This window comes from Mycobacterium genavense ATCC 51234, from assembly GCF_000526915.1.
GTDB lineage: Bacteria > Actinomycetota > Actinomycetes > Mycobacteriales > Mycobacteriaceae > Mycobacterium > Mycobacterium genavense.
Genome location: NZ_JAGZ01000009.1, coordinates 169,135 through 183,875 on the forward strand (window position 1 = coordinate 169,135; position 14,741 = coordinate 183,875).

7 protein-coding genes and 3 pseudogenes are annotated in these 14,741 nt (G+C 69.3%); 5 read left to right on the forward strand and 5 right to left on the reverse strand.

Going from position 1 to position 14,741, the window contains the following annotated elements; all coding sequences use genetic code 11:
• The first annotated feature begins 110 nt into the window (after window positions 1-110).
• The 4 genes and pseudogenes from T428_RS36170 (at window position 111) to T428_RS29455 (ending at window position 7,789) form a co-directional block, all read left to right on the forward strand.
• Window positions 111-4,504, forward strand: a pseudogene (locus T428_RS36170) (cation-translocating P-type ATPase).
• Window positions 4,491-5,105 carry a DUF5994 family protein gene (locus T428_RS0119035; protein ID WP_051465283.1) on the forward strand — a complete coding sequence of 205 codons (615 nt, stop codon included), beginning with the start codon at window positions 4,491-4,493 and terminating at the stop codon, window positions 5,103-5,105. The pseudogene T428_RS36170 and the gene T428_RS0119035 overlap by 14 nt, the downstream one beginning before the upstream one ends.
• Window positions 5,106-5,195: 90 nt before the next feature.
• Window positions 5,196-5,465 (forward strand): cation-transporting P-type ATPase, encoded by a 270-nt coding sequence (locus T428_RS34890; protein ID WP_245604990.1) that lies wholly within the window; start codon window positions 5,196-5,198, stop codon window positions 5,463-5,465.
• A 5-nt stretch (window positions 5,466-5,470) separates the two neighbouring features.
• Window positions 5,471-7,789, forward strand: a complete 2,319-nt coding sequence (locus tag T428_RS29455) for a cation-translocating P-type ATPase (RefSeq protein ID WP_245604991.1) — start codon at window positions 5,471-5,473, stop codon at window positions 7,787-7,789.
• Here the strand turns inward: T428_RS29455 and T428_RS29460 are convergent.
• The 3 genes and pseudogenes from T428_RS29460 to T428_RS29465 form a co-directional block, all read right to left on the reverse strand.
• Window positions 7,734-8,626 (reverse strand): annotated as a pseudogene (locus T428_RS29460) (pseudouridine synthase); the annotation flags it as partial. The gene T428_RS29455 and the pseudogene T428_RS29460 sit on opposite strands and share 56 nt — an antisense overlap.
• A 7-nt stretch (window positions 8,627-8,633) precedes the next feature.
• Window positions 8,634-10,358: a glycerol-3-phosphate dehydrogenase/oxidase gene (locus tag T428_RS0119050; RefSeq protein ID WP_036468427.1), complete on the reverse strand. Its 1,725-nt coding sequence runs from the start codon at window positions 10,356-10,358 to the stop codon at window positions 8,634-8,636.
• Between the two features lie 27 nt (window positions 10,359-10,385).
• A pseudogene (locus T428_RS29465) lies at window positions 10,386-11,801 on the reverse strand (NAD(P)H-quinone dehydrogenase).
• Window positions 11,802-11,878: 77 nt separating this feature from the next.
• Here T428_RS29465 and T428_RS0119060 point away from each other — a divergent pair.
• A complete protein-coding gene (locus tag T428_RS0119060) occupies window positions 11,879-12,358 on the forward strand; it encodes a gamma-glutamylcyclotransferase family protein (protein ID WP_025737740.1) in 480 nt (159 codons plus the stop codon).
• 4 nt (window positions 12,359-12,362) lie between these two features.
• On the opposite strand, the gene T428_RS0119065 is transcribed toward T428_RS0119060, so the two are convergent.
• Together T428_RS0119065 and T428_RS0119070 are read right to left on the reverse strand one after the other, a co-directional pair.
• Entirely contained in the window at window positions 12,363-13,535 is a 1,173-nt protein-coding gene (locus T428_RS0119065; protein WP_025737741.1) for an amidohydrolase, read from the reverse strand.
• Window positions 13,532-14,716 carry a M20 family metallopeptidase gene (locus T428_RS0119070; RefSeq protein ID WP_025737742.1) on the reverse strand — a complete coding sequence of 395 codons (1,185 nt, stop codon included), beginning with the start codon at window positions 14,714-14,716 and terminating at the stop codon, window positions 13,532-13,534. Before T428_RS0119070 ends, T428_RS0119065 begins: the two co-directional genes overlap by 4 nt.
• Window positions 14,717-14,741 lie beyond the last annotated feature (25 nt).

The window sequence follows — 14,741 nt, forward strand, 5'->3', positions numbered from 1 at the left end:
CTCTGATCCACGCCGCCGGCGAATAGTCTGACGACGTGATCGCACCGCGTGGGTTGCCGGGTTCTTCTCTGGTGGCAAGCACCCTGCGCAATGCCGTGAGCGGTACCCAGCTGGCACTCACCGCAGGCGTTGTCGCGGCGGCCGAGGTTGCACACACCACGCTCGCCGGCACCGGCGTGGCGCTCGGCATGGGCAAGTCGTTAACCGATGCCGCGCCGGATGTTTCGTCGCTCACCCGCGCGGCGGCGGGCGTCGTGATCGAGGCGCTGGGCGGTCCCGCGGCACGCCGTACCAGCCGCAGCGGACCGCGGTGCTGGATCGAGGTGCGGGGTCTCGGCGGAGAGCATGCCGCGGCCATCGCTACCGACGTACTGGCCGCCGTCCGCGGCACGGCGGGCGTTCGTGCGGCGTTCCTCAACCGCGCCCTGGCGCGGATCGTGATCACCCTGGATACCGAAGCCGCCCACGTGCCCTCGCGGACCGAACTGTGCCGGATCGTCGAGAATGCCGAATCACGCGACGGAATCGGCGTCGCGTGACAACACCCCACCACCCTGCCGGGCGACGATGCGCTGATGATGGCGCGGATGCTCGCGGCTACCGCCGCCACCGTGGGCCTCGGCCTTTCTTTGACCGGCAGCCTGCTCCGGTTGCCCCGACTGCCCGATTTGGTGGCCGTGGCACCGACGCTGGCCGATCACCTGTCGCGAGTACGCCGAGAGCTGGAGCAACGCCTCGGGCCCGAGGGAACCGATGTGCTCTTCGGTTTGGTCAACGCCGCTACCGCCGCGCTGACACTGTCGCCGACGGCGGCGGCCGCGGAGGCCACTACCAACACGCTGCTGGCGGTGGAGGCGTGGACCTGCCGGCTGGCATGGACCCCGCACGAACCCGCGCTGAGCTGCCAACCGATTCCGGACGACGCGCCGTTGGCGCCACGCGATCGCCCCCGCTCGCCCGACGGTCCCGCCGAGCACTACGCGAACCGCATCGGCCTGGCCGGCATCGGTGCCGGCGCCGTGGTCGGTCTGCTGTCACGAAATCTCGACATGGCCGGTGCCACGGCGCTGAGTACCGTCCCGAAGCCGTTGCGCACCGTGCGTGAGGCATTCGCCTGTGCGATGAGCAGCGGCCTCAACGTCCACCGTGACGCGCTGGTGCTACACCCCCGCGTGTTGCGGTCACTGGATCGGATTGACGCGATCATGATCGACCCGCGAGCGCTCTACACCGATGAGCTGATGGTCATTCGCGTTCTGGGCGTGGAGAATTCGGCACGTTCCCACGCGTGGGAAGCGGTGCGGGCCGCACTGGAAAACGACGGCCTGGAGCCGGGATGGCACCAGCTGGCCGACATCCCGGGCGCCGGCAATGTCGGCCAGGCGCTGATCAGCCCGGTCCGCGATCCGTTCGCCGCGGCGGTGCTGACCGAAGCGCGCCGCTCCCAACCGCGGATCTTCTCCCTGGATGACGATGGATTACGTTCTCTAGCAAGGGGATTCGACCAACTCTATCCCACCGACGGTTCGATCGACCACGCGGTGGCGGCGGCGGTGGCCGAACTGAAGGCCGGCGGCGCCACCGTGGCGTTGTTGACCACGGCGGAGATGCGGGCCGCGCACCGGTCCGACATCACAATCGGCGTGCTGCGCGATCGGTTGCCTCCGCCCTGGGGCACCGACGTGATGGTCGACGACCTAACCGGTGCCTGGCGTGTGCTGCACGCACTGCCCGCCGCCCGCTCCGCCACCGAGGGTGCCGTCCGGCTGTCCGCCTCGGCTTCGGCGCTGGGCGCCTTGATGCTGATTCCCGGTGTGCCCGGACGCAGTTCGACATCGGTCAACATCGGCATGGTCACCAGTCTCTGGATCGGATACCGGGCAGCCGCGAAGGCGTTTCGCGATCCGCTGCCCGAGCCGGAGACCAGCCACGAATGGCACGCGCTGCCCGTTACGGAGGTGCAGCGGCTGTTGCCCCGCCCGACCGACCAACGTCCGAGCGAAGCCCCGGCGTGGTGGTCGCAGCGGCCGGCGGTTCGTGCGCTGCACGATGCCGCCGCGACCTCGTGGGGTCTGCTGCGCGATTTCGCCGGCGAGATGCGCGGCGACCTGTCGGACCCGATCACCCCGCTGCTGGCCACCGGGGCGCTGGCCAGCGCGCTGCTCGGTTCCCCGCTGGATGCAGTCCTGGTCGGCAGTGTGCTGTTGTCCAACGCAGCGTTGTCCGCCGAGCAGCAGCTGTACGCCGAACGCACACTGGATCGCCTGCTGGCCGTGCAGGATCCGCCCGCGCGCCGATTTGTGGGCCCCGTGAAGGCGCAGCGCCACGAGAAGATTCCCACTCGGCGACTGCGGCTCGGCTACATCATCGAGGTCCATGCCGACGAGGTGGTCCCCGCCGACGCCCGGCTGTTGCACACGACCAATGTCGAAGTCGACGAATCCACACTGACCGGCGAATCGCTGCCGGTGGCAAAGCAGCCCGAGCCAACACCGGGGGCTCCGCTCGCCGAGCGCCTGCATGATCTATGCCGGCACCACGATTGTCGCGGGCACGGCGGCGGCCGTGGTAACCGCGGCGAGCTCACGCTCGGAGATGCGCCGAGCGTTGGCGATGGCCCCGCGGAAGTTGCAGGAAGTCGGCCTGCAGCGGCAGCTGCGACATATCACCGGCCGGGCGTTGCCATTCAGCTTTGCCAGCGGCGGCTTGGTCGGGCTGATCAGCCTGATGCGGGGCACCTTGTTGCGCGACGCGGTGTGGTCACATTGGTCGTCGCGGCCGTTCCGGAGGGGTTGCCGTTGGTGGCCACCCTGGCGCAGCTGTCCGCTGCCCGCCGCCTCACCGACCGATCGGTCCTGATCCGTAATCCGCACTCGATCGAGGCGCTGGCCCGGTTGAACGTGGTCTGCTTCGACAAGACCGGAACGCTCAGCGAAAACCGGCTGAGCGTCAAATCGGTGCGCCCGCTGCCGGGTTACACCGCGGCGCAGGTGCTCGACGCGGCGATGAGCACCAGCTACGCCAGGCACACCCACCGTGTCGACCACGCCACCGACGACGCGATCACCCAGGCCGCCGACGACCCGGAGCTGCGGGGCGACGGGCTGCCACCTCGACCCCGGCAGAGCCGCGACGCGTTCCTGCCGTTCCAGTCGTCCGGCCGGCCGTTCGCCGCCGCGCTGGTCGGCACTCGACTGACCATCAAGGGCTCACCCGAGGCACTCGCGTCAGCGCTGCGGCACAACAACCAGCCATTGGCACAGCAGGTCGACGAGATGGCGGCCAACGGTCTTCGAGTGCTGGCGGTGGCCGAGCGCGAACTCACCTCGCACCAAGCAGCCGCCGCGGCGGCCAACCCCGGCTATCTGGAAAGCGTGTGCACGTCCCAGCTCACCCCGATCGGTCTGATCGGGTTGGCGGATACTCCGCGGCCGATGGCCCGCGCCCTGCTGCAGAGCCTTTCCGAGCGCGGTATCGGGGTCCGGCTGATCACCGGCGATCATCCCTCCACCGCGATGGTGATCGCTCGCGAGCTGGGCATCGAGGTGAACGCCGATCAGGTGATCACCGGCAGCGACTGGGAAGCGCTCTCCGCCGACGAGCGGGCACAGACCGTCGCGTCGTGTCTGGTCTTCGCCCGGATGACGCCGGAAGACAAGATCGACGTGGTCCAAACCCTCGAGCGGGCCGGCCTCGTCACGGCGATGGGCGGCGACGGTGTCAACGACGCCGCCGCGATCCGGGCGGCGAGCGTGGGCGTCGGGGTGGCTGCTCGCGGCAGCGATGCGGCGCGCAGTGCGGCCGACGTGGTGCTGCTCGACGAACGGATCGAAGCGCTGCTCGATGCTCTCGACGAAGGCCAGCAGCTGTGGCAGCGAGTGCACTCCGCGGTGTCAATGCTGTCGGGCGGCAACCTCGGCGAGGCGTGCTTCGCAACGATCACCGCACTTTTGACTGGGCGGTCGGTGTTAACGCCCGGCAAATGCTGTTGGTCAACATGCTGACCGACGCGCTGCCCGCCGCCGCGCTGGCCGTCAGCCCGCAAACCGGCACCGCCGATCAGGACCGCGACGAGGCAGCGATGTGGCGCGCGATCGGGATTCGCGGTGCCGCGACCACGATCGGTAGCACGCTGGCCTGGACGATGGCCAGCGTGACCGGCATGCCGCAGCGCGCCGCGACCGTCGGGCTGATCGCACTGGTCGGCACCCAACTCGCCCAGACGCTGGTCGACTCGCACGCCCCCCTGGTGGTGTTGACGTCGGTCGGTTCGCTGGGAGTTCTGGTGGTGGTGGTCAGCACCCCGGGGCTCAGCCAGCTGTTCGGCTGCACCCCGGTAGACCCGTTGGGCTGGGGCCAGGCCTTGCTCGGGGCCGCGGTGGCCAGTGCGCTGCCTGCGATTGCTCCCAACCTGCTACGACGGGCGTCTGACGTAATTCAACGACAAATCTCGGGCGACGAGTCGGCCCGACTGACCCAAGGAGTCGAAAGTGGTTGCCGATAATCGCAATTCCCGAGTGCAACTCAAGCCGCATCGAGGCTTGTCGGAGCATCTCGACGGAGCTTGGTGGCCCCGGTCGCAGAATTTGGTCGACGAGTTGCCCGACTTGGTGACATCGGTGTCCGACCGGCTGGGACAGGTCGTGATGGTGGGTTACCGCCGCAACGGCTGGGATCAGACGCCACCCCTGACCGAAATCGCCGGGCGCACAATCAGATTGCTGGTTTTCATTAGTAACGAGCCGACCAGTGTCATCCTGATCGGCGAAGACGGCCGTCACCTCACGCTGCACGTCATCCGTCCGGACACCGATGAACAGACCGCGCGAAAGTTGTTGACCGAGACGCAAGTACCCGCCGACACCGACGTCGCGCCGGCCAGTCGTTCGACGGTTTCGCGATCGGTGGCCGAGGTCGCAGACAAGCTGGCCCGTCACGAGGGACTTGGGGACGAGCAACGCACCGCCCAGATCAAGGGCTGGTGTGACGAGGTCGCCCAACAATTCGTCAATGCGCCCGTCCAGACTTTTGTTCAGATCCTGGTCGAACACATCGTGCACAACCGCATGATCGAGTCCCGCCGCAAGGCCTCGGCGAGCGGCTGATGACGCGTGTGCGCCCTGGTCGATCCTGATCCTGCGCTTCTCGATCCGGCCGTCGTCGTCGAACGGCTCCGAACCGATTGCGAGGTCGGCTTGACCGCGCACGAGGCCGCCCGCCGCCTGGTCGCGTTGGGACCGAACGACGTCGGACATGTCCCGCCGCAGCCGAAGTGGAAAAAGATCGTCAGCCAGTTCCGCAGTCCGCTGGTTTACCTGCTATTGGCCGCACTGGTTGCCTCCCTTGGGGTTTGGGCCATCGAGGGCGCCTCCGAATGGCCGGTAGATGCTGTGGTGATCGGCGCCATCCTGGTCCTCAACGCCGTCCTGGGTTACGGACAGGAGGCCACGCGGTCGACGCCTTGACGCGGATGACGGCAACCGCGGCGACCGTGGTGCGCGACGGGATCGAATGCAGAGTTGCCGCAAGCGAAGTGGTGCCCGGTGACGTGCTGTTGCTGTCGGAGGGCGACGCCGTGGCCGCCGATGCCAGGCTGCTGTCGGCCGACAGGCTCGAGGTGCTGGAGAGGGCGTTGACCGGGGAAAGCGAGCCGGCCCGTAAAGATCCGCGGGACCACGCCGGGCCGACGGCGTCGGCCGGGAAAGCCGGCATGGTGTTTAAGGGCACGGCGGTCACCAAGGGGGTCGCTCGGGCGGTGGTGACTGCCACCGGAATGGCAACGCAGACGGGCCAGATCGCCGGCCTGGTGCGGGCCGTCGACGACGACGCGACGCCGTTGCAGCGTGAGATCGACCGCGCCAGCCGTGTTCTCGGGATCGCTGTGTTGGTTCTCGGCCTCGTGGTGATCGCCTGCATTTTTGTCGTCTTCGGCGCCCACAGCGCCCACGACGTGGTCACCGCAGTGCTGCTCGGCGTCTCGCTGGCCGTGGCCGCGGTGCCGGAGGGGCTGCCCGCGATCATGTCGGTCGTGCTGGCGCTGGGAACGCGGCAGATGGCCGCCGAAAACGCCGTCGTCAAACAACTCTCGTCGGCCGAGACGCTGGGATCGGCCTCGGTGATCTGCTCGGGCAAGACCGGCACCCTCACGACCGGGGAGATGACGGTGGTACGAGTCGTCACCCCGGTCGGCGAGGTCACCGTCACGGGTGCGGGCTACCGGCCGGAAGGCAGTTTCGAGCACGACGGAGCACGCCTCCCGGAAGGTGAAACCCTATGGCGTCAAACGGCATTGGTGCTGGGTGACGACGGTACCGGCGCGACCGCATCGCTTCAGGAACAGGACGGCCAGTGGATTGCCGAGGGGGATCGGATCGAGGCGGCCTTCGTGGTCGCGCGGAGAAAGTTCGGCACCCGCCCGCACCGAACCACGGCCGGCGCGACCAAGGGCGATCCCGCCGTCGTAGTGGACCGCTGCACACATCTGCGAATCGGCGATCGACTCCTACCGCTGGACGACCCGATGAAAGCGACCATCCGTTGCGACGCCGAGCGGCTCATCCGCGACGCGCTGCACGCCGTAGCGGTGGCCTACCCGGCATCGGCTGACCAACCCGACCAGACGCTGGCGTATGTGGAGATGGTCGGCATCACCGAGCCCCCTCGCCCAGGAGTTGCAGCGGCCATCGCCGACGCCCGCCGTGCCGGGGTCCGGGTCGTGATGATCACCGGCGACCATCCGCGAGCGGCGGCGCGCATCGCGCGCGAGCTCGGGATCGAAGACAGCGAGTCGGCGGTGTCCGGCTCCGAGATCGCCGTCCAGGACGACGATCAGCTCCGGGAAACGGTGCGCAACCACTCGCAATACACCCAGCTCGCTCCCGCCGACAAATTGCGCATCATCGGCGCCCTGCAGTCCGATCATGAGATCGTGGCAGTGACCGGGGAGGGGATCAACGATGCGCCCGCCCTGAAGTCGGCAGACATCGGTATCGCCATGGGCCGCACCGGCACCGACGTTGCCAGAGAAGCGGCGAAGATGATTCTCGCCGACGACAACTTCGCGACGATCGTGCGGGCCATCCGCGAGGGCCGCGGCATCTTCGCCAACATCAAGAAGTCGCTGCGCTATTTGCTGTCCTCCAACATGGGGGAAGTCCTGACGGTCTTTTTCGGGGTGGTCCTGGCCGGGGCGATCGGCCTATCGCAGGCGCACACCGTGGCGTTGCCGCTGCTGGCCACCCAGATTCTGTGGATCAACCTGCTCACCGACGGCGCCCCTGCCCTGGCGTTGGGTGCGGACCCCCAGACCGAAGACCTGATGAGTGAACCGCCGCGGGCGGCGTCGGATCGGGTCATCGACGGGCGGATGTGGAACAACATCGTCGTGATCGGCGCCGCCGTCGCGGCTGCGACACTGCTGACGATCCACCTCTACGTCCCGGGCGGCCCGATGCCGTCGTCGCTCGACACGGCCCGCACCGCCGGCTTCACCGTGCTGGTGCTCAGCCAGCTGTTCAACACCCTCAACGCCCGGTCGGAGACGCAAACCGTGTTCCGTGGCCTGTTCGCCAACGGCTGGCTGTGGGCGGCGATTGCCTTCTCGGCGTTGCTACAGGTGGCGGTGGTGCAGCTGCCGCTGCTGAACACGGCCTTCACCACCGAGCCGCTGTCTTTGGACCAGTGGGCGGTGTGCATCGCCTTGGCCAGCACGGTGCTGTGGGCCAGCGAGATTCGCAAGCTGATCCTGCGTCGCGGTGATCGCCAGTGCAGCCAATCTCGCGGCGGCTGACGAACATGCGGCACGACCCGGTGAACGGATCGTCGAACTCGATGCGCTGGGCGAGCAACCGCAGCGGAGTGCTGAAGTCGTCGGCGGGCACCTCGATCACCTTGGGGTACAACGGATCTCCGATGATCGGCAACCCCAGCGACGCCATGTGCACCCGCAATTGATGGGTGCGCCCGGTGCGCGGGGTCAGCCGGTAGCGGCCGTCCGGCGATACCAGTTCCACCAGCGTTTCGGCGTTGGGCTCTCCGGGCTCGACGACGGCCTGTAAGTGCCCGCTGCGCTTGATGATTCGACTGCGAACCACACGCGGCAACGCCAGCGTCGGATCCACCGGCGCGGCGGCCAGATACGTCTTGTGCACCAAACCCCGGGCGAACAGCATCTGGTAGGCACCGCGCACCTCGCGGCGCGTGGTGAACAGCAGCACCCCGGCCGTCAGCCGGTCGAGCCGGTGGGCGGGACTGAGCTCGGGCAGACCGAGCTCGTTGCGCAGCCGCACCAGCGCGGTCTGCGCGACGTCACTGCCCGGGGCATGGTGGCCAGAAAGTGCGGCTTGTCGACGACCACGATGTCGTCGTCGCGATACAGCAGCGGGATTGCGAAGGGGACCGGCACCTCGTCGGGCAGGTCGCGGTAGAGGTAGACGCTGGCGCCGGCGGGGCGCACCGCGGCCGCGTCGATCACCACACCGTCGGCATCGACGACCTCACCGGCCAGCACCTTGGCCCGGGCCTGCGCGCCGAACCGCGCGGTCAGCTCGGCCAGCACCGCCCCGCCGTGCAGCCGGACCCGCGCCGGGCCCAATCCGTCGCGCACCGGTAGCGGCGCCGGTTTCACCGGAAACTCAATTGAGGGGCACCGGCTCGAGGATCTCGGCCCGCGCTTCGGGCGCACTGGCCCGCAGCTCGTCGGCCGACACGTCGTCGGGCTGGGCCTGGGACAAGATCTCGGCCTCCACCCGCGCGGTGTAGTTGGCGACCTCGCGATCGACGTCGGAGGCGCTCCACCCCAGCACGGGGGCGACCAGCTCGGCGACCTCGCGGGCGCAGTCGACGCCGCGGTGCGGGTATTCGATCGAGACCCGCATCCGCCGGGCCAGGATGTCCTCGAGATGCAGGGCACCCTCGGCGACGACGGCATACAGCGCCTCCACCAACAGGTAGCCCGGCGCGTCGGTGATCGGGCTCAGCAGTTCGGGACGGTCGGCGGCCAGCGCCAGCACGTCGTCCATCAGCGAGCCGTACCGATCCAGCAGATGGCGCACCCGGTACGGGTGCAGGCCCACCAGCTCCCCGACGTGCTCGATCTGATTGATCAGGGCGAAGTACCCGTCGGCGCCCAGCAGGCTCACCTTCTCGGTGATCGACGGCGCCACCCGGGCCGGAATGAATTGCGACGCAGCATCTATCGCGTCGGCAGCCATCACCCGGTAGGTGGTGTACTTACCGCCGGCGATCGCGACCAGGCCGGGCGCGGGCACCGCGACGGCATGCTCCCGCGACAGCTTGGAGGTCTCCTCGCTCTCCCCGGCCAGCAGCGGCCGCAGCCCCGCGTACACGCCGTCGATGTCGGCATGCGACAGCGGGGTGGCCAGCACGGTGTTGACGGTGGACAGGATGTAGTCGATGTCGGCCTTGGTGGCCGCCGGGTGTGCCAGGTCGAGATTCCAGTCGGTGTCGGTGGTTCCGATGATCCAGTGGCTGCCCCACGGGATGATGAACATCACCGACTTCTCGGTGCGCAGGATGATCGCGGCATCGCTGACGATCCGGTCCCGCGGCACCACCACGTGCACGCCCTTGGACGCGCGGACCTGAAATCGCCCGCGCTGCTTGGACAATGCCTGGATCTCGTCGGTCCACACCCCGGTCGCGTTGACCACGACGTGCCCGCGCACCTCGGTCACCGAGCCGTCCTCGGAGTCGCGCACCCGCACCCCGATCACCCGGTCACCCTCGCGCAGCAACGCTACCGCCTGGGTCGAGCAGCGCACCACGGCGCCGTAATGCGCGGCGGTGCGCGCGACCGTCATCGTGTGCCGGGCGTCGTCGACGACGGTGTCGTAGTAACGGATCCCACCGATCAAGGACGACCGTTTCAGCCCGGGACTGAGCCGCAGCGCCCCCGCGCGTGTCAAATGCTTTTGCGCGGGAACGGATTTCGCGCCGCCCAGGCTGTCGTATAAGAAGATGCCCGCCGCGACGTAGGGCCGCTCCCACCACCGATGGGTCAACGGGAACAGGAACGGCAGCGGCTTGACCAGATGCGGCGCGAGCGTGGTCAGCGACAGCTCGCGCTCGTAGAGCGCCTCACGCACCAGGCCGAACTCCAGCTGCTCGAGGTAGCGCAGCCCGCCGTGGAACATCTTCGACGACCGGCTCGAGGTCCCCGAGGCCAGGTCGCGGGCCTCGACCAGTGCGACCTTCTGGCCGCGGGTGGCGGCATCCAGCGCGCAGCCGGAGCCCACCACCCCGCCGCCGATCACGACGACGTCGAACTGTTCGGCGCCCAGTCGCTCCCAGGCTTGCGCTCGTTGCGGCGGGCCCAGTATGGACAACAGCTCACTCACGGGAACGGACTCCTCACTCGGAAAACGCTAGTCCAGATCGTCGTGTGCCATCAGCCGGCGGGCGGCCTCGGTGATTGACCCGGACAGCGACGGGTAGACGGCCAGCGTCTGTGCCAGCTCGGTGACGGTGATGCGGTTTTGCACGGCCACGGCGATCGGCAGGATCAGCTCGGAGGCGATCGGCGCCACCACCACCCCGCCGATGACCACGCCGGTGGCCTGCCGGCAGAACAGCTTGACGAAACCCTGCTGCAGGCCGGACATCTTGGCCCGCGCGTTGGTGCGCAGCGGCTGCATGATCGTGCGGGCCGGCACCGAACCGTTGTCGATGGCCGACTGCGGCACGCCGACGGCGGCGATCTCCGGCCGGGTGAACACCGTCGAGGCGACCGTGCGCAGCCGGATCGGGCTGACGCCCTCGCCGAGCGCGTGATACATCGCGATGCGGCCCTGCATGGCGGCCACCGACGCCAGCAGCAGCAGCCCGGTGCAGTCTCCGGCGGCCTAGATGCCGGGCACCGACGTCCGCGAAACCCGGTCGACCTTCAAGTAGTCACCGGCGTCCAGCTCGATGCCGACCCGCTCCAGACCGAGGCCGCTGGTGTTGGGCACCGAGCCGGTCGTCATCAGGGCGTGGCTGCCCTCCACGGTCCGGCCGTCGGTCATCGTGACCAGGACCCCGGTCTCGGTGCGGGTGACCGATTCCGCGCGGGCGTTCTTGATCAGCTCGACGCCGCGTTCGGCGAACGCCTCCTCCAGCACCAGCGCGGCGTCGGCGTCCTCGTAGGGCAGCACCCGGTCGCGGCTGGCCGCCACCGCGACCGGCACGCCCAACTCGGTGTAGGCGTGCACGAACTCGGCACCGGTCACCCCGGAGCCCACCACGATCAGATGCTCGGGCAGCGCCTCGAGGTCGTACAGCTGGCGCCAGGTCAGGATCCGCTCGCCGTCGGGTTGGGCCGACGGCAGCACGCGCGGGCTGGCGCCGGTGGCGATCAACACCACGTCGGCCTCGTACTCGCTGGTCGAGCCGTCGGAATGGGTGGCCTTGATGCGGTGCCGGGCCAGCCCGGGTTCGGGGTCGATCAGCTCGCCGCGGCCGGAGACCACCCGCACGCCCTTGCTGAGCAGGTCGGCGGTGATGTCGGCGGACTGCTCGGCGGCCAGCGCCCTGACCCGCTGGTGGACCTGCGGCAGCGAGATCTTCGCGTCGTCGATGTCGATGTCGAAACCCAGCCGCGGCGCCCGGCGCAGCTCGGTGCGCAGCCAGGTCGAGGCGATGAACGTCTTGGACGGTACGCAGTCGTCCAGCACGGCCGCCCCGCCGATGCCTTCCGAGTCGATGACGGTGACGTCGGTGGTATCTGGGTGTGACGTGGCGGCCACCAGCGCGGCTTCGTAACCGGCCGGGCCTCCACCGAGGATCACGATGCGGCTCACCACAGCCCCAACCTAATCCAAGGACGTTCCGGACCGCCGGATGAATACCGGGCGAGCACCCGTTGTTTAAGCTTTCATCCGTGCCGCTCTACGCCGCCTACGGATCGAACATGCATCCCGAGCAGATGCAGAAGCGGGCACCGCATTCCCCGATGGCCGGCACGGGCTGGCTGCACGGGTGGCGGCTGACCTTCGGCGGCGAGGACATCGGCTGGGAGGGCGCCCTGGCCACCGTCGTCGAGGATCCCGATTCCAAGGTGTTCGTCGTGCTCTACGACATGACGCCGGCCGACGAGATGAGCCTGGACCGGTGGGAGGGCTCCGAGTTCGGCATCCACAAGAAGATCCGGTGCCGGGTCGAGCGCACGTCGTCGGACACCGACACCGATCCGGTGCTGGCGTGGCTGTATGTGCTCGACGCCTGGGAGGGCGGGCTGCCGTCCGCGCGGTACCTCGGCGTGATGGCCGATGCCGCCGAAATCGCTGGCGCGCCAATGGAATACGTTCACGACCTGCGGACCCGCCCGGCCCGCAACATCGGCCCGGGGACCTCCGCTTAGGGCGTCAGGAGAAGATCGCCGACTGCTCGACGATGTTGACCATCACCCGCAGTCCGATCCCCAGCGCGCGTTCGTCGAGATCGAAATTCGGCTGGTGCAGATCCAGCTGCGGTCCCTCGCCCGGCCACACGCCCAGCCGGGCCATCGCGCCGGGAACCTCCTCGAGATACCAGGAGAAATCCTCGCCGCCGCCGGACTGCCGAGTGTCGGCCAGCGCCTCGGGGCCGACTCCCTCGATCGCGTGGGTGAGGATGCGAGTCGAAACCTCCTCGTTGACCACCGGGGGCACCCCGCGCCGGTACTGCATGGTGTGTTCGATGCCCAGCGGCGCCAGCAGCGAATCGACCGCCCGACGGATGACGTCCTCCAGCTCGAGCCAGGTGTGCCGGCTGGCGGTGCGCACGGTGCCGGACAGCTGGCCGCTCTGCGGAATGGCGTTGGCCGCCACCCCGGCGTTGACCGCCCCCCACACCAGGACGGTGCCGTTGCGCGGGTCCAGGCGCCGCGACAGGACGCCGGGCACCCCGGTGATCAGCGTGCCGAGGCCGTAGACCAGGTCGGCGGTCAGATGCGGCCGCGAGGTGTGGCCGCCCGGCGAATACAGCGTGATGTGGATGTGGTCGGCCGCCGAGGTGATCGGGCCTTGCCGGACCGCGACCTTGCCGACCTCGAGCCGGGGATCGCAGTGCAGCGCGAAGATCCGGGACACCCCGCTGAGCGCTCCGGCGGCGATGGCGTCGATCGCGCCGCCGGGCATCAGCTCCTCGGCGGCCTGAAAGATCAGCCGCACCCCGACCGGCAGTTCGGGCACCGAGGCCAGCGCCTGCGCGGTGCCCAGCAAGATCGCGGTGTGCGCGTCGTGCCCGCAGGCGTGTGCGACGTTGGGCATCGTCGAGGCATACGGCGCGTCGGTGCGCTCGGCCATCGGCAGCGCGTCCATGTCGGCGCGCAGCGCGATGCGGGGCTCGTGGTCGGGTCCGAAATCACACGTCAGCCCGGTACCGCCGGGCAGCACCTTGGGGTTCAGCCCCGCGTCGGCCAACCGCTCGGCGGCGAACTGCGTGGTGGCGTACTCCTGCCGGCCCAGCTCCGGGTAGCGGTGGATGTGCCGGCGCCACTCGACCAGGTCGTCGTAGTGGGCGGCCAGCCAGGATTCGGCGGTGTCGACCAGGCTCATGTGGCGGCCCGGCGTTCCACCCCGGCGATCACCCGGTCGCGTTCGGTGCCGTCCTGGGCGAGGTGCACGACCGTGCGCGCCAGCATCACCGCGCCCTCGATGACCGCGCGGTCGGCGCTCGGGCCGGCGGCGGCGGTGGCGAATGCGCGCTGATGCACCGTCGCGCCCCCGGCGTCGACGCCGATCACCGGGTGAATGCCCGGCAGCACCTGCGTCACGTTGCCCATGTCGGTGCTGCCTATCGGCAGCGCCGTCTCGAACTCGGGCGCCACCGGCTCGCGTCCCAGCCGGCGCATCTCTTCCCGGCAAATCTCGGCCAGCCACCGGTCGGGCCGCAGCTCGGCGTATGCCGGTGACGGCGTGTCGATTTCGTATTCGCAGCCGGTGGCCAGGGCGCCTGCGGCAAAGCAGGCAAACATCCTGCCCTCCAGTTCCCGTAGCGAATCCAGCTCGACCGCGCGCATCGCGTACTGCACTGCGGCGTGGCCGGGAATGACGTTGACCGCCTGCCCGCCGTTGGTGACGATCCCGTGGACCAACTGCCCCGGCGCCAGTTGCTGGCGCAGCACGCCGATGGCGACCTGCGCGACGGTGACGGCGTCGGCGGCGTTGACGCCCAGATGCGGGGCGACGGCGGCATGCGATTCCGTGCCGCGGTAGTCGACAGTCACCTCCGAGAGCGCCAGCGAACGCGCGGCCGCGATATCGGTCGGCCCCGGGTGCAGCATCACGGCCGCCGCGACGTCGTCGAACGTCCCGGCCTCAAGTAGCAGCGCCTTGCCGCCGCCGGCCTCCTCGGCGGGCGTGCCGACCAGGGCGACGGTCAGGCCGAGCTCGTCGGCCACCTCGGCCAGCGCCAGCGCGGCGCCCACCGCCAACGCCGCGATGATGTTGTGGCCGCAGGCGTGTCCGATCTCGGGCAGCGCGTCGTACTCGGCGCAGACCCCGACAACCAGGCCCCCGCTGCCGAAATCCGCCCGGAAGGCGGTGTCCAGACCGCCGGGCGCCGCGGTGACCTCGAAGCCGCGCTCGGCGACCAGGGCTTGGGTTTTGGCGCAGCTGCGATGCTCGGCGAAAGCCAGCTCAGGCTCGGCGTGGATTGCGTGCGACAGCTCGACAAGATCGACGCCACGACGCCGCACCGCGTCCTCGACGCGGTCCAATGCGGTGTGTGGGGGCATCCTCGCAGTATCTCACCCACCGCGG

Coding starts and splice junctions, on each gene's coding strand:
- T428_RS29455 (WP_245604991.1), top strand. CDS start 5,471: ATGACGGCAACCGCGGCGACCGTGGTGCGCGACGGGATCGAATGCAGA.
- T428_RS0119065 (WP_025737741.1), bottom strand. CDS start 13,535: ATGAGCCTGGTCGACACCGCCGAATCCTGGCTGGCCGCCCACTACGAC.
- T428_RS0119070 (WP_025737742.1), bottom strand. CDS start 14,716: ATGCCCCCACACACCGCATTGGACCGCGTCGAGGACGCGGTGCGGCGT.